General features: G+C 74.1%; 8 protein-coding genes. 4 read left to right on the top strand and 4 right to left on the bottom strand.

Features of this window, described 5'->3' with window-relative positions; genetic code table 11:
• Positions 1 to 2: 2 nt before the first annotated feature.
• From WME83_RS06205 to WME83_RS06220, 4 genes are all read right to left on the bottom strand, one after another.
• On the bottom strand, positions 3 to 2,243 hold the full coding sequence (locus WME83_RS06205) for a HAMP domain-containing protein (RefSeq protein ID WP_437318330.1): 2,241 nt from the start codon (positions 2,241 to 2,243) through the stop codon (positions 3 to 5).
• Positions 2,244 to 2,522: 279 nt separating this feature from the next.
• Positions 2,523 to 3,653 (bottom strand): sugar ABC transporter substrate-binding protein, encoded by a 1,131-nt coding sequence (locus tag WME83_RS06210; protein WP_437318331.1) that lies wholly within the window; start codon positions 3,651 to 3,653, stop codon positions 2,523 to 2,525.
• A gap of 71 nt (positions 3,654 to 3,724) precedes the next feature.
• A complete protein-coding gene (locus WME83_RS06215; protein WP_437318332.1) occupies positions 3,725 to 5,059 on the bottom strand; it encodes an ABC transporter substrate-binding protein in 1,335 nt (444 codons plus the stop codon).
• A gap of 218 nt (positions 5,060 to 5,277) precedes the next feature.
• Positions 5,278 to 7,878 carry an ATP-binding protein gene (locus WME83_RS06220; protein WP_437318333.1) on the bottom strand — a complete coding sequence of 867 codons (2,601 nt, stop codon included), beginning with the start codon at positions 7,876 to 7,878 and terminating at the stop codon, positions 5,278 to 5,280.
• Between the two features lie 332 nt (positions 7,879 to 8,210).
• Here WME83_RS06220 and WME83_RS06225 point away from each other — a divergent pair, with 332 nt between their 5' ends.
• From WME83_RS06225 to WME83_RS06240, 4 genes are all read left to right on the top strand, one after another.
• Positions 8,211 to 8,981 (top strand): SDR family NAD(P)-dependent oxidoreductase, encoded by a 771-nt coding sequence (locus WME83_RS06225; protein ID WP_437318334.1) that lies wholly within the window; start codon positions 8,211 to 8,213, stop codon positions 8,979 to 8,981.
• 636 nt (positions 8,982 to 9,617) lie between these two features.
• Positions 9,618 to 11,267 carry a PfaD family polyunsaturated fatty acid/polyketide biosynthesis protein gene (locus WME83_RS06230; RefSeq protein WP_437318335.1) on the top strand — a complete coding sequence of 550 codons (1,650 nt, stop codon included), beginning with the start codon at positions 9,618 to 9,620 and terminating at the stop codon, positions 11,265 to 11,267.
• 27 nt (positions 11,268 to 11,294) lie between these two features.
• Positions 11,295 to 18,965 carry an SDR family NAD(P)-dependent oxidoreductase gene (locus tag WME83_RS06235; protein ID WP_437318336.1) on the top strand — a complete coding sequence of 2,557 codons (7,671 nt, stop codon included), beginning with the start codon at positions 11,295 to 11,297 and terminating at the stop codon, positions 18,963 to 18,965.
• An 11-nt stretch (positions 18,966 to 18,976) separates the two neighbouring features.
• Complete coding sequence (locus WME83_RS06240; RefSeq protein ID WP_437318337.1) at positions 18,977 to 26,917, top strand: beta-ketoacyl synthase N-terminal-like domain-containing protein; 7,941 nt, start codon at positions 18,977 to 18,979, stop codon at positions 26,915 to 26,917.
• The last annotated feature ends 31 nt before the right edge of the window (positions 26,918 to 26,948 follow it).

The raw sequence follows: 26,948 nt of genomic DNA on the forward strand, positions 1-26,948 counted from the left end.
GTTCAATCTCCGTTGCTGAGGGGAACGGCCCGGTCGCGGGGCCGGATCACGAACGCCGTCCCGGTCCGGCGCGAGGCGTCCACCTCGATGTGCCAGCCGACCGAGAGGAGGTCGGCGCGGACCGCCGAGAGGCCGACGCCGCGGCCGGCCAGGTCGCTCACGTCGCCCTTCGTGCTCACGCCGGGGGCGAACGGGAGCTCGCGCGCGCGGCGCAGATCGGTCGGGTCGACGCCGGCGCGCGCCGCGAGCGCGCCGAGGTCGAGCCCCCGGCCGTCGTCCTCGACGACGATCGTGGGCAGCGGCTGTGCCTCGGCGCAGACGGCGCGGATCACGCCGAGCTCGGGCTTGCCCGCCTGGACGCGCGCGTCGGGGGCCTCGATGCCGTGGGCGATCGCGTTGCGCACGAGGTGGATGAGCACGCCCGGGAGCAAGCCGGCGAGATCGGCGGGGACGGGGACCTCGCGGCCCTCGATCTCGAGGCGGGCGCGCTTGCCCTCCTTCTCGGCCCAGCGGGGGACGCGCTCGACGAGCGCCGCGAGCACCTCGCCGAACGGACGGGCCGCGAGGCGGCGGGCGATCTCGGCGGCCTCGCCGCCCTGCCCGGCGAGGAGCTCGCCCAGCCGGCTCACGTCGGTGCGGCGGACCGTGATCTGGTCGAGCACCGCGCGGCCCACGGGCGACGCGTCGACGAACGCCTCCTGCGCGCGCGCGAGCTCCTCCGCGACGCGCTCGAGCCGCGCGCGAAAGGCCGCCGCGCCGAGGTCGACGGAGAGCTCGTCCTCCGAGCGCGCGCGCGCCTGGACCGCGGCGAGCTCGTCCTCGAGGGTCATGACCTCGTCCGCGAGGCGCTCGAGGTCGAACGAGCGGGCCTCGCCCTTCAGGGTGTGCAGCTGCTGCAAGAGCTCGTCGAGGTCCGCGGCGCCGAGCCGCCCGCCGGCGCTCAGGATCTCGGCGCACCGGGCGACGCGCTCGCGCGAGATCTCGACGAAGCGGACGAAGACCTGGCCGCCGCCGGCGACGAGGCGGCGCATGGCCGCGATCTGGCGCGCGTGCTCCTCGTCCTTGGTCTTGACGCTCGCCTCGAGGCGCCGGAGCTCGGTCTCGTCGGTCGCGAGCAGCATGATGCGCGCGACCTTCTGGCCGGAGACGACGGGGCAGAACTCGAGCCGCAGGAACCTGCGGTCGCCCGGCGCTCGCTCGAACCAGAGCGAGCGCGGGGCGAGCTCGGCGACCTCCGGGAAGAGGTCGAGCTCCGCGCCGAACGCGGCGTCGATCCACTGCCGGAGCGCCTGGCTCTCGACGCCGAGGGGCTCGTCGCCGTAGAGGAGCTCCGCGACGTGGCGGCCCGCCTCGGCGCGCTCGCCGAACAGCCGCCTCGCCTGCCTCGAGGCCTCGACGCCCAGCTGGCCGTCGGGGCCGAAGGCGACGATCGCCTCGCGCATGTTGTCGAAGAGCTCGCGGAGGCTCTCCGTGGCCATCTCCAGCTTGCCCTCGCGCTCGAGGATGGCGGAGCTCATCGCGTTGAAGACGTCGGCGAGCCGGCCGAGCTCGTCGTTCGTGCGGACGTGCACGCGGACGGTGCGGTCGCCCTCGCCGAGGCGCCGCGCGGCGTCGACGAGCCGCGAGAGCGGGCGCACGATCTGCCACCGGGCGAACCCGAGGAGGAGGAAGGCGGTCACCGCGCCGACGAGCCCCGCGTATTCGAGGATGTTGCGGCGCGCCGCGGCGAACGCGGCGTTCTCGGCGTCGAGGGAGAAGACGACGGCGAGCGTCCCGAGGCGCCGCCCGTCGTCGCGCACGACCGCGCGGGCGACGCGGATCTCGCGCTCGAGGACCTGGTTCTCGGCGCCGCGCGCGATGAAGACCGACAGGCCCTCCGGCGGAGCCCCGACCTTGGCGACGGGCTCGGCGTCGCTGCCCCACGCGATCGCGCCGATCAGCGCCCTGTTCGACCGGAGCTGGTCGAGCTCACCCTGCGCCGCGTCGCGATCGCCGAAATCGAGCGGCGCGGTCAGGGACCCCGAGAGCAGGTCCGCCATCATCGAGGCGGCGTTCGCCTTCGCCGACACGAGATCGTCCCGCGTCTTTTCGATGATCTGATTGGCCACCAGCACGGTGACGCTGGTGAGGACGACCACGGTCGCCGCCGCGAGCTTGACGCCGATGCCGAGGGGAACGCCGGCGCGCCCGGCGCGCTGCCGGTCGGGCGTCGAGGGCGTGGAGACGGCGCCGGCGTCCAGCATCAGGCGACCGGCGCGGCAGCGCGTACCCGATGCAAGGAACGGTCGAATCCAAGAGCGTACGTCATCCGCGCCCCCACGTAAGACAGAGGCATGTCCAGGCGCCGTCGGAAGCCCCCCGGAGGAGCGCGGACAGGCGCACGGAGATTTGCCCTACGCCCCCGACGGTACGTAGCTTATTTCATATTTGCAACAGGAATTTCCTTACCCACACTGGACGCCAGTGTGGGCGCGTGAGCTCATGGGCGAGCTCGGACGCCGTGCGCTCGGGCCGCGGCGCCGCTACTGGTTCGCGTCGATCGAGCTGAGGAAGTCGTTGTAGGCGTCGACCTTGTCCCCGCGGACCACGTCGAGGCCCGTGTTGACCCGGGTGTCGTCGACCATCTGCGGGGCGAGGATCTTCTTGGTCGCCTCGAGGCCGAGGTTCCTGATGCCGTAGAGGATGTAGGGCACGAGATAACCCTGGTAGTACTGCCGCTGGATGTGCGTGGCCTGGATGCGCCCTTGGCGCATGTACTCGACGGTCATCGGATCGAAGTCGAAGGCGACGATGGGGACATCCGTCTTGCCCGCGGCCTCCGCGGCCATCGCGCACCGGTACGAGACGTTGAACAGGCCGAGGAGTCCCACGACGGGCGGGTCCGCCGCCTCGATCTCGGCCGTCATCCACTCGACGTCCTCGGTCTCGCCCGAGAGGTCCCAGTGGGCCTGGCCCACGATGACCGTGTAGCCGGCTGCCTCGAGCTTGTTGTGGGCGCCCTGCGTTCGCTCCAGGCCGGCGCTCCCGGCCTCGTTGGTGCTGCCGTGGAGGATCACCGTCCCCGGGCCCTCGGGCAGCATCGCGAGCAGGGTATCCGCCGCCGTGGCGCCGGCAGACTCGTTGAGCGTCCCGACGTAGATCGAGCGCTTCGAGGCCGCCACGTCGTTGTCGAGCGTCACGACGTGGACCCGGTTCGCCACGGCCTCGTCGACGGCGGTGGTCTGGAGGTCGCCGAAGGGCGCGAGGCCGATCCCTTCCGCTCCGTCCTCCACCGCCTGCGCGATTTGCTCGTTCTGGACCTCGTCCGGCTCGGGGCCGTCCTCCGACAGCGCGATCGGCCCGATCACGCTCCCCACGACCCCGAGCTCCGCCATGGCCCGGGTCGCGGCCGTCACGACCGGCGCCCAGAAGCCGGCGGCGTTCTTCAGCACGACCGCCATCCGCATCGGCCGTAGAGAGCCCGCGTTGATCTCGGCGACGAGGCGGTCGACCGTGTCCTCGAGCTCCACGGGCGTGAACTCGTTGTCTTGAATCGGAGCTCGCTGGATGGGCGTGAGCTGCTCGTCCGCGCCGGAGGGCTGGTCGGACCCGCACGCCGCCGTCGCCAGCGCGAGACCGAGGACCGTCGTACTCCATCGTCCAATCCGCCCCATGAGCTGCTCCTCCTCGTCCGTGGCTCGTCGATCGTGCGCACTCCTGCGTGAACGTCACGCTCGCCGCGAGATCATTTCCTGACGCTGCAGGTGACGGGGACGGGGTCGAGATCGACGAAGGTCTCGTCGCGGATGGTCCACTTCTGCATGAAGTGGTGCTTGTTCGCCCCGTAGATGTCGAATTCGTACTCCGCGGCCGCCCCCACGTACCGGACAGGGACCCCCTCGCGAAGCCTGGTCATCGCCGTCTTCAGATCCCGCCATGAGGCCGGCTCGTTGTCGGGGCTGTTGAGCTCGCGGATGATCTTCTGCAGCGCGTTTCCGGAGTCGGGGATCACCCCGGTCGTCGCTTGGGCGTACACGAGGCCCATCGCGATGAGGACGACGCCGTCGTAATAGAAGTGCGCCGCGGGGAACGGGACCTCCCCGCCCCACCGGCGGGAGAAGCGCTCGATGAAGGCGGCGGCGTTCCCGGTCGCGCACTCGACCTTCTCCTCCGCTTCGTCCACGATCTGGCACTCGCTCCGCAGGCTCAGCGAGGGCGAGACCCCGGAGTATCCATCGAGGACGCCCGCAGGAATGTTGGCGAGGAGCGCGTCGGCGCGCAGCGCGGGGCCGAGGAGCCAGGCGCCCGGGCGCCCGGCGACGGTCCATTCGGTCACGACGGTCGAGGCGGTGGCAGGAAAGGCGGCCAGGAGCGTGCGGTCGGGGTGCATATCGAAGGCGGCTGCGATCTTGTCCGTGTAGGTATGCTCGCCCGCGGTGAGCGGCACCGACGGGAGCGGCCTGCCCCTGAGCCCCGCGAAGTTGGTCGTGAACTCGCTGTTGACCTTGGCGTTGTAGTCGTCCCACGCGGCGAGGCTGTTCACGGTGTGGATGCCGTCGCGAATGGCGTCCTTCGCCAGCGCGCAGCCGATGTCGAACGGGGTCGGGGCGAGCCGCATCCAGCCCCCCTTCCTCTCGCTGCGCGCAATGGGGGGGGCGGCATACCCCGGCAGCATGTGAAACCGGTCGAGCTCCTTCACGTCCCGCGAGATCTCGTTGGCGAGGTCGTTCTCTTCGGGCCCCACCAGGTAGTCGACCTGATCCTTGTAGAGCAGCGCGGCCAGCTGGTGGATCCCGCGCTCCGCGCTCGAGTGGCTGTCCCGGCTCCGGAGGTCGAACGGCCGCCCGTCGAGCCCGCCCGCAGCGTTCAGGTGCTCGATCGCGAGCAGCATCGCTTGCTCGAGGTTGCGGCCGATGGCCGACTCGCTGCCGGTGAAGGGCAGGAGGGCGCCGATGACGACCGCGTTCTCGGGGCGCTCGGGCTCGCCCGGCGCGCAGGACGCCGAGAGGAGGGACGCGAGCCCCACGAGCAGCCCGGCCTCCAGGCAGCGCAGGCGTCGCCCGCGATGCGTGGATCCCATGCCGGCTCGATGGACGCACCGCGAAGAGGCATGGCTCCCAAGGTACATGCAGGCCTTTCGATGACATCCCAAAGGGGGTGTGTCTGTCAAGGACGTGGAAGAGTCGACGATGAGGGCTGAAGTAGGAGATGATGCGCTGTGGCCCGAATCACTCGCTGTCGCTCGTGCTTCAGGCCGGCCGCTCTCTTACGCGCCCTTGTGAGGCGCCTCTCACGCGCTCACTCCGCCCCGTCCGTTTGAAGGGCGGGCAGCCACATGCGGACCGTCGTGCCCTCGCCGAGCGCGCTCTCGATACGGATGCTCCCCTGGTGCTCCTGGATGAACCGGTGCGTCAGCGACAGGCCGAGCCCGGTGCCTTGCCCGGGCGGCTTCGTCGTGAAGAACGGCTCGAAGATGCGGCTCAGGTCCTCGGCGCGGATGCCGCAGCCGGTGTCCCGCACGTCGATCTCCACGCCGTGGACGTCCCCGCGCGGGAGCGCGCGCGCCCCGATGACGACGGCGCCGCCCTGGGGGCTGGCGTCGAGGGCGTTGCCGATCACGTTGAGCAGGGCCGACTCGAGCTGCGATGTGTTGACGAGCACCCGGGGCAGCGCCGACGCGGAGCTGTTCGCCTGGAGGTGGACCCGTCGCTCGCGCGCCCGCGGCGCGGAGAGGTCGACCGCGCGGCGGAGCGCCTCGCGCACGTCGCACGCCTGCCGGCCGACCGGCTTGCCGCGCGCGTACTCGAGCAGCGCGGTCACGAGGTCCGAGCAGCGGTTCGCCTGCCGCTCGATGGTGCCGAGCGCCTTCACGATCGCGGCCTCGTCGGGCAGGCCGTGCCCCTTGCGGTGCCGCCGGAGCAGGAGCTGCGCGGTCATCACGATGACCGAGACCGGGTTGTTCATCTCGTGCGACAGCCCCGCGACCAGCGTGCCTATCGCCGCCATCTTGCCCGCCTGGAGCAGCTCCTCCTGCGTCTCCGAGAGCCGCTTGAGCGCGGCCGCGAGCTCGCGGTTCTTCGCGGCGAGCTCCAGGTAGGCGCGGTGCAGCCGCTCGGCCGCGCGGACGCGCGCCTTGAGCTCCAGCGGGTCGAACGGCTTGCTCAGGTACTCGTCGGCGCCGACCTCGAGCCCGCCCACGGCCTCGGCGCGGCTCGCCCTGGCCGTGAGCAGGAGGATCGGGATGTCCCGGAGCTCGGGATCCCCCTTGAGCCGCCGGACCAGCTCGAAGCCGTCCATCTCGGGCATCATCACGTCCGACACGATGACGTCGGGCCTCGTCGCCCTGACCACCTCGAGCGCCTCCCGGCCGTTCGTCGCGCGCAGGACCTGGTGCTCGGCGGACAGGATGCCCTCGAGGTAAGACGCCATGTCCGGGTTGTCCTCCACGACGAGCACGCGCGACGCAGGCGCCGCCGCGAGGCCGTCTCCGCGGACCGCCGGCGCGGGCCGAGGCGCGGGCGCCGCGAGGTGGTCCGCGACGCGCGGCCTGGACGCCGCGGGGTCGTCCGCGCCGCCGGTCGGCCGCGACGACCTCGGCGGCTCCGGCGCGCGAGGCGCCCGCGACGCCATCACGCGGTCCGCCGCCCGCGGGAGCCGCACGAAGAAGCGGGAGCCGACCCCGGGCTCGCTCTCCACGCCGACCGCGCCTCCCATGAGCTCCGCGAGCTCCTTGGCCAGCGACAGCCCGATCCCGGTCCCCTCGTGCTTGCGCGTGGCCGACGCGTCGATCTGCTGGAACCGCTGAAAGAGCAGGTGTCTCTGGTCCGGCGGGATGCCAGGACCGGTGTCCTCGATCGAGAGCTCGAAGAGCCCGTCCGCCGCCCGGAGCCCGACGTCGACCCGGCCGCCCGCCGGGGTGAACTTCAGCGCGTTGCCCAGGAGGTTGAGCGCGATCTTCTCGAATTTGCGCCGATCGAGGGGGACCGTCCCGAGCGCCGGATCCGCCTGGAGCGACAGCTGCACGCCGCCGCGCTCGGCCGCGGGGCGGGCCTCTTCCACCATGTCCGCGACGAGCTCTGTCACGTCGACCGCCTCCCAGTCGACGTGCATCTTGCCGGCCTCGATCTTCTGATAATCGAGGACGTCGTCGACGAGCCGGCGGAGGCGCCGCCCGCTGCGCTGGATGCGCTCGAGATCGGCCTGCACCCGCGCCGAGAGCGGCTCGTCCTGGCCCGACAGCAGCGACTGGAGCGGACCGAGGATGAGCGAGAGCGGCGTCCGGAGCTCGTGGCTCATCACCGTGAGGAACTCCCCCTTCGCGCGGGCTGCGGCGTCGGCGGCCTCCTTGGCCTTCTGGAGCTCGACCTCCATCCGCTTGCGCTCGGTGATGTCGGCGTAGATCCCGAGGAGCCCGATGATGCCGCCGCGCTCGTCGCGGATGGGCACCTTGCTGGTGAGCAGGACCCGCCGCTCGCCGTCCGGGCGGAGCAGCGGCTCCTCGATGTCGAGCATCGGCGTGCCGCGCTCCATGACCTCCCGGTCGACGCGCACGAACGACTCCGCGTCTTGCTTCCCCCAGACATCGAAGTCGGTCTTGCCGACGAGGTTCTCCAGGACCCTCGTGTTCGTGTCGTTGAGGAAGTTCTGATTTCCTCCGAGAAACCGGCCCTGGCGATCTTTCCAGAAGATGGCGTGGGGGACGTTGGCGATGACGTACTTGAGCACCGCCTGCTGCTGCTCGAGGCTCGCCTGAGCCTGCTGCTGCGCGGCGATGTCGGCGGCGCGCACCCGCGCTTCGGCGGGTGGCGCCGCCCTGGACGCCCGTGACTTTTCGGCGCGCGCTCGACGGGCCTGGAGGAGCTTGCTGACCCTGGCAGAGAGCCGGTAGAGGCGTCGCATCGTTGGCTCGTCACGAGAGCATAAAACGAGCGCGAGCGCCCTCAAAGCATCACCGCACCGGAACGCAGCCGCCGAGCACGGGCGGCCGGCGGGGACGTCCGGCGAACGAGCGAGGCGGTCGTTGTGCTGCGCCGGGCGGTGTGCCCTCCGTGGAACCGTTCCGTCGCGGTTGGCGAGCCCCGGTCTGCGACGCGCCCGGCTGCGTCCGCGTGCGTCCGCGTGGAAAGACACCCGGTTCATGGCTGGCGTGCCGGCGAGAGCGTGTCTCTCCCACCCGCCTTGGACGGCGCGGGTGCACAGGGCGGCTTCGATGTGGTAGAGGGGTTGAGCATATGTCAGGTCGAGTCGCGCTCGTCACCGGGGCGGCGTCGGGGATCGGCGCGGCCACCGCACGCAAGATTTCGCAAACCGTGGGCGGCCTGGTCCTCATCGATCGGAACCGCGAGGCGCTCGACGCGCTCGCGGCGGAGCTCCGTGGGCCGGAGCTCTTGGTGCGCGACGGCGACGTGGGGACCGAGGCCCCGTGGGCCGAGATCGAGGAGGCCGTCGAGCGTCGGTTCGGGAGGCTCGACCATGTCGTGGCGAACGCCGGTATCGCCCACGGGGCGCCGCTCGCGGAGACCTCGTTCGAGGACTGGCGGCGCGTGCTCTCGGTGAACCTCGACGGCGCCTTTCTGACCTTGCGGACGGGCCTTCGCCTCCTCAGGAGGTCGGGCGAGGGCGGGACGGCCGTCGTCGTCTCCTCGGTCGCGGCCATGAAGGCCGAGCCGGGCATCGCCGCTTACGCGGCCTCGAAGGCGGGCGCGGCGCAGCTGGTCCGCGTGGCGGCGAAGGAGGGCGCGCGCGACAAGATCCGCGTGAACGGCGTCCTGCCCGGGGGCGTCGAGACGCCGATCTGGACGCAGACGCCGTTCTTCCAGCAGCTCGTCGCGACCGCCGGGAGCGAGCGCGCCGCGTTCGATCAGATGGCGGCGATGTCCACGCCCCTCGGCCGGTATGCGAGCGCCGACGAGATCGCGGGGCTCATCGCGTTCCTGCTCTCGGACGCCTCGGGCACCATGACGGGGGCGCTCCTCGTCAGCGACGGCGGGTACTCGCTCTAGGACACCGAACGGGCTGCAGCCCCGAGAAAATGAACCACAGAGGGCACAGAGGGCACAGAGGGGAGAGAAATAAAAGGGGAGAGAAATAAGAATCCTATTTCTTCTCTCCCCTCTGTGCCCTCTGTGCCTCTGTGGTTCGAATTCTTTTACGGGGACGTAGTTGGGCGAGAGCAAACCGCCTTCCAGAGGGAGAGGGGTTGAACCGCCTGGACGTGAAGAGCCTGGGGATAACCAGGGAGCAGGCCTGTTGGGTTCTCCTCGCGTTCTTGGCTTCTTGGCGGTTCAGCCTCTCTCTCTGAGGGCGCGCCGCGCTGGCCGGTAAGGGGTTCATGACGAGACGCTGACAATGCGCGCCGGCCCGCGCCCGGGATGCCGCGCAGCGCTCGACCCAGAGACGCGAGGCGCTGAAAAAAGCAAGCGATTTCGATGCCTTCGGCTCAGGGATCGCCAGGGAAACGGAGGCGCGACGCGTCATGAGGCGCGGGCGCGAACGCGCCGAGGGAAAGCGCTTTCACGGCCCGAACCCGGGGAACGTCACGATCCGGTCGTGCCGTCGTTCCGTGACCGAACCATTACCGCGGGCCGGAGACCACGGATGTTATAGAGCGCGAGCTTGTCATTGGGAGGCATCTCAGCATGATAAAGGAACCGCAGGCCCTCCGCAGCGCCGGCCTACAGCCGATCGGGATCTGGCGCAGCGGACCGTGGCTCCCCGCGTTCACGTCGACCGATCTGCGGGAGGCCGTCTCCTGCGTGCGCGAGCCGGTGCACGTGGTGCGCGAGACGCCGGAGGGGCGCGTCGGCGTGTCGCGCGGCGGCGCGGTCATCCGCGAAGATCAGGTCAACGGGGTCCCCACGTTCCCGCTCCTCGGCACGCTGCCGGCGCTGTATCCGGAGTGGCTCGGGGACCGCTCCTTCCTCGAGGTCCACCGCCTGCGCTTCCCCTACGTGGCCGGCGCGATGGCCAACGGTATCCACACCACGCGGATCACCATCGAGATGGCCAGGGCGGGGATGATGGGGTTCTTCGGCGCCGCCGGCCTCGGGCTCCACCGGATCGAGCAGGCGGTCGACGAGATCGTCGCCGCGCTCGGCACGGAAGGCCCCACCTGGGGCTGCAACCTCATCCACGCTCCGAACCAGCCGCGGCTGGAGAGCGACACGGTGGAGCTCTACCTGAGGAAGGGAGTGAGGCGGGCCGAGGCCGCGGCCTACATGGGCCTGAACCCGATGGTCGTGCGGTTCGCCTACAGCGGCATCCGGCGCCTGCCCGACGGCCGCATCGATCGGCAGAACCACCTGTTCGCGAAGATCTCGCGCCCGGAGGTCGCCGCGCGCTTCCTGTCGCCCGCGCCGGCCGAGATCCTCGACACCTGCGTTCGCAACGGGTGGCTCACCCGGGAAGAGGCGGAGCTCGCGCGGTCCCTGCCGGTGGCCGAGGACATCACGGTGGAGGCCGACTCCGGGGGGCACACCGACAACCAGCCGCTGGTCGCGCTGTTCCCGGTCATCCTCGGCGTCCGCGACGAGCTCGCGGCCAAGCACGGGTATCAGCGCCCGATCCGCGTCGGCGCCGCCGGCGGCCTCTCCACGCCGTCCACGGTCGCCGCGGCGTTCGCGCTCGGGGCCGCGTACGTGCTCACGGGCTCGGTCAACCAGGCATGCGTCGAGTCGGGCCTGTCCGACGAGGGCAAGAAGATGCTGGCCCAGGCCGACCTGCCGGACGTGACCATGACGCCGGCCGCCGACATGTTCGAGCTCGGCGTGCAGGTCCAGGTGCTCAAGCGCGGCACGATGTTCGGCGTCCGCGCGCAGCGGCTCTACGACCTGTACGTCGCCCACGACTCCATCGAGTCGCTGCCCGCCGACGTGCGCGCGCGCGTCGAGCGGGAGCAGTTCCAGATGTCGTGCGACGAGGTGTGGGCCGGCTGCGAGCGGTTCTTCGCCGAGCGCGACCCGGCCGAGCTCGAGCGCGCCGCCCGCGATCCGAAGCACAAGATGGCGCTGATCTTCCGCTGGTATCTCGGCATGTCCAGCAAGTGGGCGATCGCCGGGGACCCGAAGCGCCGCGCCGATTACCAGATCTGGTGTGGCCCGGCCATGGGCGCCTTCAACCGCTGGGTCAAGGGGTCGTTCCTCGAGGACCCCGCGAACCGCACCGTGGTCCAGGTCGCGCGCAACCTGCTCGAGGGCGCGGCCGTCGTCACGCGCGCGCAGCAGCTGCGGACCTACGGCGTCCCCGTGCCGAGCGCCGCCTTCCACTTCACCCCTCGCCCGCTCGTCTGAGCGCCCGAACCCCTGCTGAGGTCCGTCATGCACCCTTCGTCCCCGCGTACTCCGGCCATCGCCGTCGTCGGCGTGAGCGCCATCTTCCCCGGCTCGCTCGACGCTCACGGCTTCTGGCGCGACATCCTCGCTGGAACCGACCTCATCACCGACGTTCCGAGCACCCACTGGCTCGTCGAGGACTACTATGATCCGGATCCGTCCGCTCCGGACAAGACGTACGCGAAGCGCGGCGCCTTCCTGAAGGACGTGCCGTTCGATCCGCTGGAGTGGGGCGTCCCGCCGTCGATCGTGCCGGCCACGGACACGACGCAGCTGCTCGCGCTCATCGTGGCGAAGCGCGTGCTGGAGGACGCGGCGCAGGGGCAGTTCGAGTCGATGAACCGCGAGCGGATCAGCGTGATCCTCGGCGTCACCTCGGCGCAGGAGCTCCTCGCCTCGATGGTGAGCCGGATCCAGCGGCCGGTGTGGGCCAAGGCGCTCCGGGACCTCGGGTATCCCGAGGACGAGGTGAAGCGCGCCTGCGACCGGATCGCGGGCAGCTACGTGCCCTGGCAGGAGTCGAGCTTCCCGGGCCTGCTCGGCAACGTGGTGGCCGGGCGCATCGCGAACCGGCTCGACCTCGGCGGGACCAACTGCGTGACCGACGCGGCGTGCGCGTCGTCGCTGTCGGCGATGTCGATGGCGATCAACGAGCTCGCGCTCGGCCAGTCCGACCTCGTGATCGCCGGCGGCTGCGACACGATGAACGACGCGTTCATGTACATGTGCTTCAGCAAGACGCCGGCGCTGTCGCGGTCGGGCGACTGCCGTCCGTTCTCGGACAAGGCCGACGGCACGCTGCTCGGCGAGGGCATCGCGATGGTGGCGCTCAAGCGGCTCGAGGACGCCGAGCGCGACGGGGACCGGGTGTACGCGGTGATCCGCGGGATCGGGTCGTCGTCGGACGGGCGGAGCAAGAGCGTGTATGCGCCGGTGCCGGAAGGGCAGGCCAAGGCGCTGCGCCGGACCTACGCCGCCGCCGGGTACGGCGCCGAGACCGTGGAGCTGATGGAGGCCCACGGCACCGGGACGAAGGCCGGGGACGCGGCCGAGTTCGAGGGCCTGCGGGCGATGTTCGACGAGTCGGGGCGACAGGACCGGCAGTGGTGCGCGCTCGGCAGCGTGAAGTCGCAGATCGGCCACACCAAGGCGGCGGCGGGCGCGGCGGGCCTGTTCAAGGCGATCATGGCGCTGCACCACAAGGTGCTGCCGCCGACCATCAAGGTCGACAAGCCGAACCCCAAGCTCGAGATCGAGAAGACCGCGTTCTACCTCAACACCGAGGCGCGGCCGTGGATCCGGCCGGCGGGCCACCCGCGGCGCGCGTCGGTGAGCTCGTTCGGCTTCGGCGGCTCGAACTTCCACGTGGCGCTGGAGGAGTACACGGGCCCGGCGCCGCGGGCGCACCGGGTGCGGTCGGTCCCGGCGGAGCTCGTCCTCCTGTCGGCGGACACCCCGGCGGCGCTGGCGGACCGCGCCCGGGCGATGGCGAAGGCGGCGGAGACCCCGGAGATCCTGCGCTTCCTCGCGCGGGAGTCGGTGCTGTCGTTCGACGGGTCGCGGCCCGCGCGGCTCGGGCTGTGCGCCACGGACGAGGCGGATCTCCGGAAGAAGCTCGAGCAGGTCGCGGCGCACCTCGGGTCGAAGCCCGAGCAGGCGCTCGCCGCGCCGCTCGTGCACTACGCGACCGGGGAGGCGCCGGGGCAGGTGGCGTTCCTGTTCCCGGGGCAGGGGAGCCAGTACCTCGCGATGGGCGCCGACGTGCTGATGACGTTCGACGCGGCCCGCGAGGCGTGGGACGCGGCGGCGAGCGTCCCGATCGCGGACGCGGCGCTGCACGAGGTGGTGTTCCCGCGGCCGGTGTTCTCGGACGAGGACCGCGCGGCGCAGGACGCGCGGCTCCGCGAGACGCGGTGGGCGCAGCCGGCGATCGGCGCGACGAGCCTCGCGCACCTCGCGCTGCTCGGGGCGCTCGGGGTGCGGGCCGACGCGTTCGCGGGCCACAGCTTCGGCGAGATCGCGGCGCTGCACGCGGCGGGCGCGCTGTCCGCGGCGGACCTCCTGCGGGTGGCCCGGCGGCGCGGCGAGCTGATGGGCGCGGCGTCGTCCGAGCGGGGCGCGATGATCGCGGTCCCGCGGGCGATCGAGGAGGTGCGGGCGCTCGGGCTCGCCGACGTGGTGGTCGCGAACCACAACGGCCCGAAGCAGGTGGTCCTGTCCGGGTCGGTCGCGGCGATCGAGGCGGCGGAGAAGCGGCTCGCGGGCATGGGGATCCAGGCGCGGCGGCTCGACGTGGCGGCGGCGTTCCACTCGCCGCTCGTGGCGGAGGCGAGCGCGCCGTTCCGCGAGTTCCTGGGGGGCATCGCGGTGCAGGCGCCGGGGGCGCCGGTGTACAGCAACGCGGAGGTCGAGCCGTACCCGGGCGGCGGCGACGCGGTGCGCGACCGGCTGGCGCGCCAGCTGGCCGAGCCGGTGCGGTTCGTGGAGGAGATCGAGCGGATGTACGCGGCCGGGGTGCGCACGTTCGTGGAGGTCGGGCCGGGCTCGGTGCTGACGAACCTGGTCGGCGACATCCTGAGCGGCCGGCCGCACCGCGCCGTGGCGCTCGACCGCAAGGGCAAGCACGGGGTGACGAGCCTGTTCGAGGCGGTGGCGCGGCTCGCCGTGGCGGGGGTCCCGCTCGACGCGCGGGTGCTCTGGGACGGGGTCGCGGCGCCGGTCGATCCGCGGGCGCTGCCGAAGCCGAAGCTGTCGCTGGGGATCAACGGGAGCAATTACGGCAAGCCGTACCCGCCGCAGGGCGGGGCGAAGGAGCTGCCGAAGGCGAGCGCGGCGAGGCCGGCGCCCGAGGCGGCGCGGGCGCCGGTGGCGGTGAGGCCGGCGGCGCCGGTTGCGAGCGCGCCGGCGCCGGTTGCGAGCGCGCCGGCGCCGGTGGTGCGTGCGTCTGCGCCGGTTGCGAGCGCGCCGGCGCCGGTTGCGAGCGCGTCTGCGCCGGTTGCGAGCGCGCCGGCGCCGGTTGCGAGCGCGTCTGCGCCAGTGGTGCGTGCGTCTGCGCCGGTTGCGAGCGCGTCTGCGCCGGTTGCGAGCGCGTCGACGCCGGTTGCGAGCGCATCGTCGCCGGCCGTGAGCGCGTCGTCGGCGGCCGTGGTGCGCGCGTCTGCGCCCGTGGTGAGCGCGTCTGCGCCCGTGGTGCGTCCGCCGGCGCCGGCAGCGAGCGCATCGTGGCTCGCTGCCTACCAGGAGGCGCAGCGCGCCACCGCGGAAGCCCACAGCGTGTACCAGCGCGCCATGGCCGAGACCCACATCGCCTTCCTGCAGGCGGCCGAGGCCTCCTTCGCAGGGCTCGCCGCGCTCGCGACCGGCGCTCCGTACCCGGTCACGGCGGCGCCCGAGGCGCGGCCCGCGCCCACGATCCTCGCGCCGGTCCATCGTGGGCCGGTCTCGGAGGCGTCGCTGGGGCCCGCAGGGGCGCCGGCGCTGCTCATCGGCGGGGGCAGGAGCCACGTGGTCCAGGACGGCCTGAACGGCGCGGGCGGGGAGCATCACGCGGCGCTCGCAGCGCCGGCGGCTGCGGCGCCCGTCACGGCAGCGAAGCCGGCGGTCGCACCGCCCGTGCAGGCGGCGCCCGCTGCGGCAGCGAAGGCCGCGGCGCCGGCGGCCGCGGCGCCCGTCCCGGCCGCGAAGGCGGCCGTCGCGCCGCCGCCCACCGCCCCCACCGCGGCAGCGAAGGCGGCGGTCGCGCCGCCTTCGCCCACGGCAACGCAGGCGGCGGGCGCCGCCGCGCCGGGGGTCGATCTCGAGCGGATGGTCCTCGAGGTGGTCGCGGACAAGACCGGATACCCCGTCTCCATGCTCGGCCTTCAGATGGAGCTGGAGAGCGATCTCGGGATCGACAGCATCAAGCGGGTGGAGATCCTGTCCTCGGTCCGGGATCGGACGCCCGGGCTGTCGGAGGTGGACGCCTCGGCGCTGGCGCAGCTGCGCACGCTCGGGCAGGTGGTCGACCACCTCCGCGCCTCGATGCCCGCCGCCGCGCCGGCGGCCGGCGCAAGGCCGGCCATCGCCGCCCCCGCCGCCGCAGCGGCGCCCGCAGCAGCCGCGCCGACGGGCGCAGCCGCGGCGGCGCCCGCCGCATCCGCGGAGGTCGAGCGGATCGTGATGGCGGTGGTGGCGGAGACGACGGGCTACCCGGCCGAGATGCTCGGGCTGCAGATGGAGCTGGAGAGCGATCTCGGGATCGACAGCATCAAGCGGGTGGAGATCCTGTCGGCGGTGCGGGATCGGACGCCCGGGCTGTCGGAGGTGGACGCCTCGGCGCTGGCGCAGCTGCGCACGCTCGGGCAGGTGGTCGACCACCTCCGCGCCTCGCTGCCCGCGGCCGCGCCCGCGGCCGCCGTCAGGCCGACTGCCACGGCGACGGCGCCCGTCGCTCCTGCTGCGGCCGCGCCGGCCGCCGCGGCGGCATCGCCCGCGGCAGCCGACGTCGAGCGGGTCGTGATGGCGGTGGTGGCCGAGACGACGGGCTACCCGGCGGAGATGCTCGGATTGCAGATGGAGCTGGAGAGCGACCTCGGGATCGACAGCATCAAGCGGGTGGAGATCCTGTCGGCGGTGCGGGACCGGACGCCCGGGCTGTCGGAGGTGGACGCCTCGGCGCTGGCGCAGCTGCGCACGCTCGGGCAGGTGGTCGACCACCTCCGCGCCTCGCTGCCCGCCGCCGCGCCCGCGGCCGCCGTCAGGCCGGCTGCCGCTCCCTCCGCCGCGACGGCACCCGCCGCGGCCGCGCCGGCCGCAGCTCCCGCGGCGACGGCGCCCGCGGCGTCCGACGTCGAGCGGGTGGTGATGGCGGTGGTGGCCGAGACGACGGGCTACCCGGCCGAGATGCTCGGGCTTCAGATGGAGCTGGAGAGCGACCTCGGGATCGACAGCATCAAGCGGGTGGAGATCCTGTCGGCGGTGCGGGACCGGACGCCCGGGCTGTCGGAGGTGGACGCCTCGGCGCTGGCGCAGCTGCGCACGCTCGGCCAGGTGGTCGACCACCTCCGCGCCTCGCTGCCCGCCCCCGCGCCGGCCAGCGCTTCCGCGGCGACGCCCGGCGCGGCCGAGGTCGAGCGGGTGGTGATGGCGGTGGTGGCCGAGACGACGGGCTACCCGGCCGAGATGCTCGGGCTGCAGATGGAGCTGGAGAGCGACCTCGGGATCGACAGCATCAAGCGGGTGGAGATCCTGTCGGCGGTGCGGGACCGGACGCCCGGGCTGTCGGAGGTGGACGCCTCGGCGCTGGCGCAGCTGCGCACGCTCGGCCAGGTGGTCGACCACCTCCGCGCGCGCCTCGGCTCCGCCGCAGCCGACGACGCCCCGGCGAAGCCCGCCGAGGACCCCGCCGCCGCGCACCTCGGCCGGTGGACGCTCGTCGAGGTGCCGGCGCCCGCCGCCGGCATGGCGATGCCCGGCCTCTTCGACGCCGGCACCGTGGTGGTCACCGGCGACGACGCGGTCGGCCCCGCGCTCGCCGCCGCCCTCGCGGCGCGCGGGATCGCCGCCGAGTACGCCGCCGCCGTGCCCCGCGGCGCCCGCGGCGCCGTGTTCCTCGGCGGCCTGCGCGACGCGGCCACGGCCGACGAGGCGCTCGCCGTCCACCGCGAGGCGTTCCTCGCGGCCCAGGCGATCGCGGCGCAGCCGGCCCTGTTCGTCACGGTCCAGGACACGGGCGGCGACTTCGGCCTCGCGGGCTCGGACCGCGCCTGGGTGGGCGGGCTGCCGGGCCTCGTGAAGACCGCGGCCCTGGAGTGGACCGAGGCGTCGTGCCGCGCGATCGACCTCGAGCGGAGCGGCCGGCCGGCCGCCGAGCTCGCCGAGGCGATCGCCGCGGAGCTCCTGTCCGGCGGCGTCGAGCTCGAGATCGGCCTGCGCGCGGACGGCCGGCGCACCACGCTGCGCAGCGTCCGGCAGGACGCGCAGCCCGGGCCGCTTCCCCTCGGGCCGTCCGACGTGGTCGTGGCGAGCGGCGGCGCCCGCGGCGTGACCGCGGCGACGCTGATCGCGCTCGCGAAGGCCAGCCGCGCGAGGTTTGCGCTGCTCGGCCGCTCCGCGCTCGAGGAGGATCCGGCCGTGTGCCGCGGCGTCGGCGGCGAGGCCGCGCTCAAGGCGGCGCTCGTCAAGGCCGCGGCCTCCGCGGGCCACAAGGCGACGCCGGCGGAGATCGGCCGCCAGGTCGCGAAGATCCTCGCGAGCCGCGAGGTCCGCGCGACGCTCGACGCGATCCGCGCGGCCGGCGGCGAGGCCCTCTACGTGCCGGTCGACGTGAACGATCCGCGCGCCGTGGCCGCGGCGCTCGACCAGGTGCGCGGCGCCTTCGGCCCCGTCACCGCGATCGTCCACGGCGCGGGCGTGCTCGCCGACAAGCTGATCGCGGAGAAGACGGTCGAGCAGCTCGAGCGCGTGTTCCGCACGAAGGTCGACGGCCTCCGGGCCCTGCTCGGCGCGACCGAGGGCGACCCGCTCAAGGCGATCGTGCTCTTCAGCTCGATCGCGGCGCGCAGCGGCAACAAGGGGCAGTGCGACTACGCGATGGCGAACGAGGTCCTGAACAAGGTCGCCGCCGCCGAGGCCGCCCGGCGCCCGGGCTGCCGCGTGAGGTCGCTCGGCTGGGGGCCCTGGCAGGGCGGCATGGTGAACGCGGCGCTCGAGGCGCACTTCGCGCAGCTCGGCGTGCCGCTCATCCCGCTCGACGTGGGCGCGAGGATGCTGCTCGACGAGCTCTGCGACGGCTCGAGCGACCGAGGCGCGGTCGAGCTCGTGCTCGGCGCCGAGCCGACGACGCTCGCGGCCCAGGGCCACGGCCGGCGGGTCGCGCTGGCCGTCCGCGCGGACCGCGCGACGCACCCCTACCTCGGCGATCACGCCATCAACGGCGTGCCCGTGGTGCCGGTGGTGATCGCCCTCGAGTGGTTCGCCCGCGCCGCGCGCGCCTGCCGGCCGGATCTCGTCGTGACCGAGCTCCGCGACGTGCGGGTGCTGCGCGGGATCAAGCTCGCGGCGTACGAGTCGGGCGGCGAGGTGTTCCGCGTGGACTGCCGCGAGGTGAGCAACGGCCACGGCGCGGTGCTCGCGGCCGAGCTGCGCGGGCCCCAGGGGGCGCTGCACTACGCGGCGACCATCGAGATGGCGCAGCCCGAGGGGCGCGCGGCCCCGAAGGGCCCGGCCCTGCCGTCGCTCGGCCCGTGGCCCTCCGGCGGCGACCTGTACGACGGCCGCACGCTGTTCCACGGCCGCGACTTCCAGGTGATCCGGCAGCTCGACGGCGTGAGCCGCGACGGGATCGCGGGGACGGTCGTGGGCCTGCGCGAGGCCGGCTGGGTGGCGCAGCCGTGGAAGACCGACCCGGCGGCGCTCGACGGCGGGCTGCAGCTGGCGACGCTGTGGACGCAGCACGTGCTCGGCGGCGCGGCGCTCCCGATGTCCGTGGGCGCGCTGCACACCTTCGCCGAGGGGCCGTCCGACGGCCCGCTGCGCGCGGTGGTGCGCGGGCAGATCGTGGCCCGCGACCGCACGAAGGCGGACATCGCGTTCGTCGACCAGACGGGCGCGATGGTCGCCGAGCTGCGCGACGTGCAGTACGTCCTCCGCCCCGACACGGCGCGCGGCCAGGCGTGATCGAGGCCAGCGTGTTCGAGCCCATCGCCATCGTCGGCCGCGGGTGCGTCCTGCCGGGCGCGCTCCACCCCGCGGCCCTCTGGGACAACGTGCTCGCGGGCAGGGACCTCCTGTCGGCCGCCCCCGACGGCCGCTGGCGCCTGTCGCGCGAGCGCGCGCTCGCCTCCGGCCCGGGCGACGGGCGCGGCGCGCGCGACGTGCGCGACGCGAAGGACCGCGCGTGGAGCGACCGCGGCGGCTACGTCGCCGGGTTCGACGAGCACTTCCGCGGCGTGCTCGCCCGGGACCCGTTCCCCAGGAGGAGCGGCCCGCCCGAGTCGCTGCTCGCGCTCGACCCGCTCTTCCAGTGGGTGCTCTACGCGGGCCGCGAGGCGCTGCGCGAGGCCGGCCACGAGGGCCGGTCCGACCGCGCGGGCGCGGTGCTCGGGAACCTCTCGTTCCCCTCGTCGGCGATGTCGGCGTGGGCCGAGGCGACGTGGCTCGGCGAGCTCGCCGGCGTCGCGCGGCCCGATCCGCGCAACCGGTTCATGTCGGGCCTGCCCGCGCACCTGCTCGCCGACGCGCTCGGCCTCGGGGCCGGGGCGTTCGCGCTCGACGCCGCGTGCGCGTCGTCGCTCTACGCGATCGCGCTCGCCTGCGAGCGCCTGCAGGACCGCGAGGTCGACCGGATGCTCGCCGGCGCGGTGTGCCGGTCGGACGACCTCTTCATGCACATCGGGTTCTGCGCGCTGTCGGCCCTGAGCCGCACCGGGCGCAGCCGCCCGTTCTCGTCGGCGGCCGACGGCCTGGTCCCGGCCGAGGGCGCGGCGTTCGTGGTCCTCGAGCGCCTGGCCGACGCGGAGGCCGCGCGCAGGCCCATCCTGGGCGTGATCCGCGGGATCGGCCTGTCGAACGACGGCCGCGGCCGCGGCCTGCTCGCGCCGGCGGTCGAGGGCCAGCTGCGCGCGATGCGGGCCGCGTACGCGATGGCCGGCCTCGATCCCGGCGAGGTCTCGCTCCTCGAGTGCCACGCGACGGGCACGCCCCTCGGCGACGCGACCGAGATCGCGACCCTCACCGAGGTGTTCGGCCGCCGCGAGGTCCCGCTCGGCTCGCTCAAGTCGAACCTCGGCCACCTCGTCACGACGGCCGGCGCGGCCGGGCTCCTCAAGCTGCTCGGCGCCATGGCGGCGGGGATCCGCCCGCCCACGCTGCACGCCGATCCGCTGAGCGACGCGGTGGCCGCGAGCCCGTTCCGGGTGCTCCAGCGGGCCGAGCCCTGGGAGGGCCGGCGGCTCGCGGGCCTGTCGGCGTTCGGGTTCGGCGGGAACAACGCCCACCTCCTCGTGGAGGCGTACGAGCCCGCCGCGCCGAGGGGCCGCGCCGCGGCCGCCGCGCCGCCCGCCGCGGCGGCGCGCCCCGCCCCGGCGGGTCACCTGGCCGTGGTGGCGATGGGCGTGTGCGTCGGTGAGCTCAGCGGCGTCCGGGCGTTCGCCGAGCCGCTCCTCGCGGGCGGCGGCGCGGATCCCCGCCGCGCGACCGTGGCGCTGCCCGCGGACCGCCTCCGGTTCCCGCCGCGCGATCTGGAGCAGGCGCTCGCCCAGCAGACGCTGCTGCTCGAGGCGGCGATCGAGGCCACCGACGGGCTCGCGCTGCCGCGGGATCGCACCGCCGTGCTCATCGGCATGGGCGCCGACACCGAGGTGTGCCGGTACATGGCGCGCTGGCGGCTCGCCGAGGCGGCGCCGGCGCGGCTCGGCCCGTCGGTCGACGTCGACACGCTCCGGGACGCGATCATCGCGCCCCTCCGGGCGGCGGGCGTCGTCGGGAACATGCCCAACATCCCGGCGAACCGGCTGAACAGCCACCTCGACGTCGGCGGGCCGTCGTTCACGATCGCGGCCGAGGAGCTCTCCGGGCCCTGGGCGCTGCGGGTCGCGTCCCGCGCCCTGCGCGCCGGCGCCGTCGACGCGGCGATCGTCGGCGCCGTGGACCTCTCGTGCGAGCCCGCCCACGCGGCCGCGCTCGAGGCGCTCGGCGTCCACCTGCCCCCCGGCGACGCCGCGGTCGTGCTCGTGCTCGAGCGGCTCGACGACGCCGTCCGGGAGCGGCACCCGGTCCTGGCCGTGGTCGTGGACGAGCCGGCCGAGCCGGGCCTCGTGCTGTCGGCCACGGATCTCGCGCCGCGGTTCGGCCATGCGCACGCCGCCTCCGGCCTGCTGCACGTCGCCGCCGCGGTGCTCGCCTGCCGTCATGCCCGGAAGCCCGACGGCGCGCCGTGGTCCGACGACGTCCGCGTCGCCGAGGTCCGCTGCGCCGGCCTCGGCGGCGGCTCGCTGTCGGTCCGCATCGGGGCGGGCGGTCCGGCCGCGCCGCTCCCGCCGCCGCGACCTTCGGCGGGGCCGGCGCTCACGCTCCCCGCCCACCCGCCGGCGATCGTCGTGCCCGGCGCGGCCCCCCGCTCATCCCCTGGAGACTCGATGGAACCTGCGCCGCCTCTGCCGTCTGCCCTCGACGACCTGCCGCCGCTGTACCCCGGGCCCACGGGGTTCTCTGCCGCCGACGCGGCCTCGCCGCCGTCCTGGGAAGAGCCGCCGCCGATGGCGCCGGCGCTCGTCGAGGCCGCGGCCGAGGACATCGCGGTCGCGCCGCTGACGATGGCGCCGGCGTTCGTCGAGACCGCGCCGGCGTTCGTCGAGACCGCGCCGGCGTTCGTCGAGACCGCGGCGGCGGACATCGCGGTCGCGCCGCTGACGATGGCGCCGGCGTTCGTCGAGACCGCGGCCGTGGACATCCCCGGCGACGTGATCGCCGGCGCCGCGGCGTTCACCGTGCAGATGGCGCAGATCCACAAGGCGTGGGCGGAGCAGCAGGCCCAGGTCCACCGCCGGTTCTTGCAGATGCGGCAGCGCGCGCTGGACGCGCTCGTCGAGGCGTCGTCCGGCGCGGCTGTGGCGGTGCACGCGGCGCCCTCGGCGCAGGTCGTCCCCGTCGCGCCGGTCCGCGCCGAGGCGCCGCGGCCGTTCGAGGCGCCGCGCCCCGTCGACCCGCCGCGCCCGCCCCGCGCCGAGTCGCCGCGCCCCGTCGAGTCGCCGCGCCCCGTCGAGCCGCCGCGGTCGATCGAGCCGCCGCGCCCCGCCGAGGCGCCGCCGCCTCCGCCGCGCCCCGCCGCGGCGCCGCCGCCTCCGCCGCGCCCCGCCGCCGCGGCGCCGCCGCCTCCGCCGCGCCCCGCCGCCGCGCCGGACCTCCCCGCGGCGGCTGCCCTCGCGCCGCGCGGTCCCCGGTTCAGCCGCGAGCAGCTCGAGCACCTCGCCTCGGGCCGGATCTCCGACGTGTTCGGCCCGCTCTTCGCCCGGCAGGACGGCTACCGCCGCCAGGTGCGCATGCCCATGCCGCCGCTGCTGCTCGCCGACCGCGTCACCGGGATCGACGCCGAGCCCGGCTCGATGAAGCTCGGCACGATGTGGACCGAGACCGACGTGCGATGGGACTCCTGGTACCTGCACGACGGCGCGATGCCGGCCGGCATCATGATCGAGAGCGGCCAGGCCGACCTCTTGCTCATCAGCTGGCTCGGCGCGGACTTCGAGAACAAGGGCGAGCGCGTCTACCGGCTGCTCGGCTGCGAGCTCACCTTCTACGGCGGGCTGCCGCGCCCGGGCGACACGCTCGTCTACGACATCCACGTCGACGGGCACGCGAAGCACGGCGACGTCCGCCTCTTCTTCTTCCACTACGACTGCCGCATCGGCGGCGAGCTGCGCCTGAAGACGCGCAAGGGCCAGGCCGGCTTCTTCACCGACGAGGAGCTCGCGAACTCCGGCGGCGTCCTCTGGGACGCGGACACCGCCGAGCCCGCGGCGACCGCCCGCCTCGATCCGCCGCGCATCGCCTGCCAGAAATCCGCGTTCGACCGCGCCGACCTCCTCGCGTTCGCGGCCGGCGACGGCGCGGCGGCGTTCGGCCCCGGCTTCGAGCGCCTGAGCACCCACGTCCGGACGCCGCGGATCAGCGCGCCGCCCATGCTCTTCTTCGATCGCGTCGACGTGTTCGACCCGGCGGGCGGCCCGTGGAAGCGCGGCTACCTCAGGGCCACGCTGCCGATCACGAAGGACGGCTGGTACTTCGAGGGCCACTTCAAGGACGACCCGTGCATGCCGGGCACGCTCATGTTCGAGGGCTGCTTCCAGGCGCTCGCGTTCTACATGGCGGCCATGGGCTTCACGGTGGACGCGGACGGCTTCCGCTTCGAGCCCGTGCCCGAGGTCCCCTACCTGCTCCGCTGCCGCGGCCAGGTGGTCCCGACGAGCCGGCTGCTCACGTACGAGGTCTTCGTCGAGGAGGTCCACGACGGCTCCCAGCCGACCGTGTTCGCCGACTTCCTGTGCACGGTCGACGGCCTCAAGGCGTTCCACGCCCGCCGCGTCGGCCTGCGCCTCCGGCCGGACTGGCCGCTCTCGAGCTTCCCCGAGCTGCTCGACGGCCACGTCGAGCCGAAGCCGGTCGCGCGGGTCCCCGGGTCCGAGCTCGGCGCGCCGCCCACAGGCGGCGCCGCCGCGGACGCCGGCGGGTTCCCGTTCGACTACAAGAGCCTGCTCTCGTGCGCCTGGGGCAGGCCGTCGGACGCGTTCGGCCCGCTCTACCGCCGGTTCGACGAGGGCCGGCACGTCGCGCGGCTCCCGGGGCCGCCGTACCACTTCATGAGCCGGGTCCTCTCGGTCTCGAGCCCCATGGCGGCGATGAAGGCCGGCGCGAAGGTCGAGGTGGAGTACGACGTCCCGGCGGACGCCTGGTATTTCGACGAGAACGCGAGCCTCACCATGCCGTTCGCGGTGGTGCTCGAGGCCGCGCTCCAGACGTGCGGCTGGCTCGCGAGCTACGCCGGCTGCACGCTCTCGAGCGAGGGCGCGCTGTACTTCCGCAACCTCGACGGCAAGGGCACGCTGCGCGCCGAGGTCCTGCCGGACGCGGGCGCGCTGCGCACGACGTCGCAGCTCACGAACATCTCGCGGTCGGGCGGCATGATCATCCTGTCGTTCCGGGTCGAGTGCAGCCTCGGCGCCACCCGGGTGTACGACCTCGAGACGGTGTTCGGCTTCTTCCCGAAGGCCGCGCTGGCGACGCAGATCGGCATCCCGCCGAAGCCCGAGGAGGTCGCCGCGCTGGAGGCCCCGTCCGAGTTCGAGGTCGATCTCCGCGCGCGCCCCGAGCGGTACTGCGGGGGCAAGCTCGGGCTCGCGCGGCCGTCGCTGCTGATGATCGACCGGATCGACGGCCTGTGGGAGGGCGGCGGCCGGAAGGGGCTCGGCCGGCTGCGCGCGCGGCGGGACGTCCAGCCGTCGGAGTGGTTCTTCAAGGCCCATTTCCTGGGCGATCCGGTGCAACCCGGCTCGCTCGGCATCGAGGCGATGCTGCAGACGATCCAGTTCTGGATGCTGCACCACGACCTCCACGCGGGCCTCCGCGACCCGCGGTTCGAGCCGGTGATGACGGGGCACGAGCACAGCTGGCGCTACCGCGGCCAGGTGCTGCCGAGCAGCCGGCAGGTGACGGTCGAGACCGACATCCTCGAGGTCGGCCGCGACGATCGCGGGCCCTACGTCGTCGCCGAGTCCTACCTCTGGGTGGACGGCCTCCGCATCTACGGCGCGACGCTCGGCGTGCGCGTCGTCGACGGCGCCCCGCCGCCCCGCCCGCGGCGCGACGTCGGCTTCGACCCGCGCGGCGACGCGCGCCACCTCGCCTCGCTGCCGGGCGCCGTGCTCCGGAGCCAGGGAGCCCGCCCGAGCGCGCAGGCCGCGGGGCGCGCCGCGCCGCCGGAGGCCGAGGTCCGGAGCCCGCAGGCGCTCGCGGGGCGCGCCGCGCCGCCGGAGGCCGAGGGCGCCGAGGAGGTGCTGGATCCGGGCGGCTGGGTGGCGGACCACTGCCCCACCTGGACGGTCCCGGCGCTCCCGGGGATGAGCATGGTCGACCGGCTGGCCGGCGCCGCCTTGCGGGCGCGCCCGGGGAGCGTGGTCGTGGCCGTGGAGGACGTGGTGGTGCTCCGCTGGCTGACCGTGCCGGGCCCGGTGCGCATCAAGGCCGAGGCCACCGGGACGGGCGATGTCCTCGACGTGCGGCTCCTCGCGTGGCGCGAGGCCTCGAACCCCGCGCTCTCGCGGTTCGAGCCCGTGTGCACCGGCCGCGTGCGGGTGGCCGGCGCGTACCCGCCTGCCCCCGCGCCGGAGCCGGCGCTCGACGCGCCCGAGGCCGACGACCCCTACGCGGCGGGCACGCTGTTCCACGGCCCCGCGTTCCAGTACCTGACCTCGCTCCGGCTCGGCGCGCGCGGCTCCTCGGCGGTGCTCGATCCCCGCAAGGGCTCGGTGCCTCCCGGGACGCTGCACCAGGGCATGCTCGACGCGCTGACCCACACGATCCCGCACGACCGGCTGTTCCTGTGGGATCCGGCGAGCCCGCCCGCGCACATCGCGTTCCCGTCGCGCATCCCGTCGCTGCGCCTCTACGGGCCGATGCCCGAGGCGCCGGTGCGCGTCGAGGTGCGCTACGAGGGCCGCGAGGATCGCTTCGTCTCGTTCCGGGTGCAGGCCATCGCGGCGGAGGCCGCCGGCGAGCGCGTCTGGCTGGAGCTCCGCCTCGTCGAGGTGCTCCTCCCGCAGGGGTCGGTGGGCGGCGCGCCGCCCGGGATTCGCCGGGCGTTCCTGCGCGACCGCGCCCCGGTCGACCTCGGCGTCTCGCGGGTCGACGCGGCGTCGGGCGAGGCGCGCTGCAGCCCGGCCGACGTGCGCACGATGGACTGGATGCCGGGCACGGTGGCGCACCTGTACGCTGCGTCGGGCGATCTCGTCGAGGCGGTGGCCGTGAAGGATCACGTCGCGCGGCGCGCCGGCGTGCACCCGTCGACGGTCTCGCTCGCCGGGGTCTCCTCGGCGCAGCCGCTGACGCGCTGGCCGTTCGCGGTGGCGCGCGAGGGCTCCGAGGTCGTGGTCCGCGACGCGGGCCCGCCCGTGATCGACATCGCGCCGGTCCGCCGCTACTGGGGCGCGGCCATGGGCCTCGGCCGGTGGCCCGCGGAGGACCTGTACTTCGGCCTCATCGAGCGGTTCATCCGCCGGGTGCACGTCGCCGATCCCGCCGCGTTCAGCGCGGTGAAGGGCCGGAGCCTGCTCTACCTCGGCAACCACCAGGTCGGCGTCGAGTCGCTCTTGTTCGGCATCGCCGTCTCCGGGCTCACGGAGGTCTCCACGGTCACGCTGGCCAAGGCCGAGCACCGGACGACGTGGCTCGGCACGATGCTCGCGCACTGCTTCGCGTACCCGGGCGCGCGCGATCCGAAGGTGATCACGTACTTCGATCGCGAGGACAAGGCGTCGCTCGGGAGCATCATCGCGGAGCTCGGGGCGGAGATGCAGGGCTCGGGCAAGGGGGTGATGGTGCACGTCGAGGGCACGAGGTCGCTCGAGTGCCGCACGCCGGTGCGCAAGATGAGCGGCGCGTTCATCGACATGGCGCTCGCGGTGGGTGTCCCGGTGGTGCCGGTGCGCTTCGCCGGCGCGCTGCCGCCGGAGCCGCTCGAGAAGCGGCTCGAGTTCCCGCTGGGCATGGGCGTGCAGGACATCTGGATCGGCCGCCCGCTGCTGCCCGAGGAGCTCGCGGGGCTGACCTACAAGGAGCGCAAGGACCTCGTGATCGCCGGCATCAACGGGCTCGGCCCGAGCAACGAGGTCGAGCAGCCGTTCCCCGGCGACCCTGCGTTCGCGGCGTCGGTGGACGCCTGGGTGGCGGAGGCGGGGGTCGGGCACGAGGACGCGACGGTCTTCCGGGTGCTGGAGGCGTGCGCCGACCCGACGCCCGAGACGGCCGCGATCCTGGAGGCGGCGCGGACGGGGCGGCTCGCGCCGCCCGACCCGCGGCGGGCGGACTGGCTGCGGAACCTGGCGGCGCGGCTCCTGGGGAGGCGGCTCGTGGGGTGAGCCGGGGCGGGGATCTATCCCTGCGATCGGA

Source organism: Sorangium sp. So ce385 (genome assembly GCF_051474135.1).
Lineage (GTDB): Bacteria > Myxococcota_A > Polyangia > Polyangiales > Polyangiaceae > Sorangium > Sorangium cellulosum_D.

Excerpts from the sequence above, each read along its gene's own strand:
- WME83_RS06205 (WP_437318330.1), bottom strand. The coding sequence starts at position 2,243 with ATGCTGGACGCCGGCGCCGTCTCCACGCCCTCGACGCCCGACCGGCAG.
- WME83_RS06210 (WP_437318331.1), bottom strand. The coding sequence starts at position 3,653 with ATGGGGCGGATTGGACGATGGAGTACGACGGTCCTCGGTCTCGCGCTG.
- WME83_RS06215 (WP_437318332.1), bottom strand. The coding sequence starts at position 5,059 with ATGGGATCCACGCATCGCGGGCGACGCCTGCGCTGCCTGGAGGCCGGG.
- WME83_RS06220 (WP_437318333.1), bottom strand. The coding sequence starts at position 7,878 with ATGCGACGCCTCTACCGGCTCTCTGCCAGGGTCAGCAAGCTCCTCCAG.
- WME83_RS06225 (WP_437318334.1), top strand. The coding sequence starts at position 8,211 with ATGTCAGGTCGAGTCGCGCTCGTCACCGGGGCGGCGTCGGGGATCGGC.
- WME83_RS06230 (WP_437318335.1), top strand. The coding sequence starts at position 9,618 with ATGATAAAGGAACCGCAGGCCCTCCGCAGCGCCGGCCTACAGCCGATC.
- WME83_RS06235 (WP_437318336.1), top strand. The coding sequence starts at position 11,295 with ATGCACCCTTCGTCCCCGCGTACTCCGGCCATCGCCGTCGTCGGCGTG.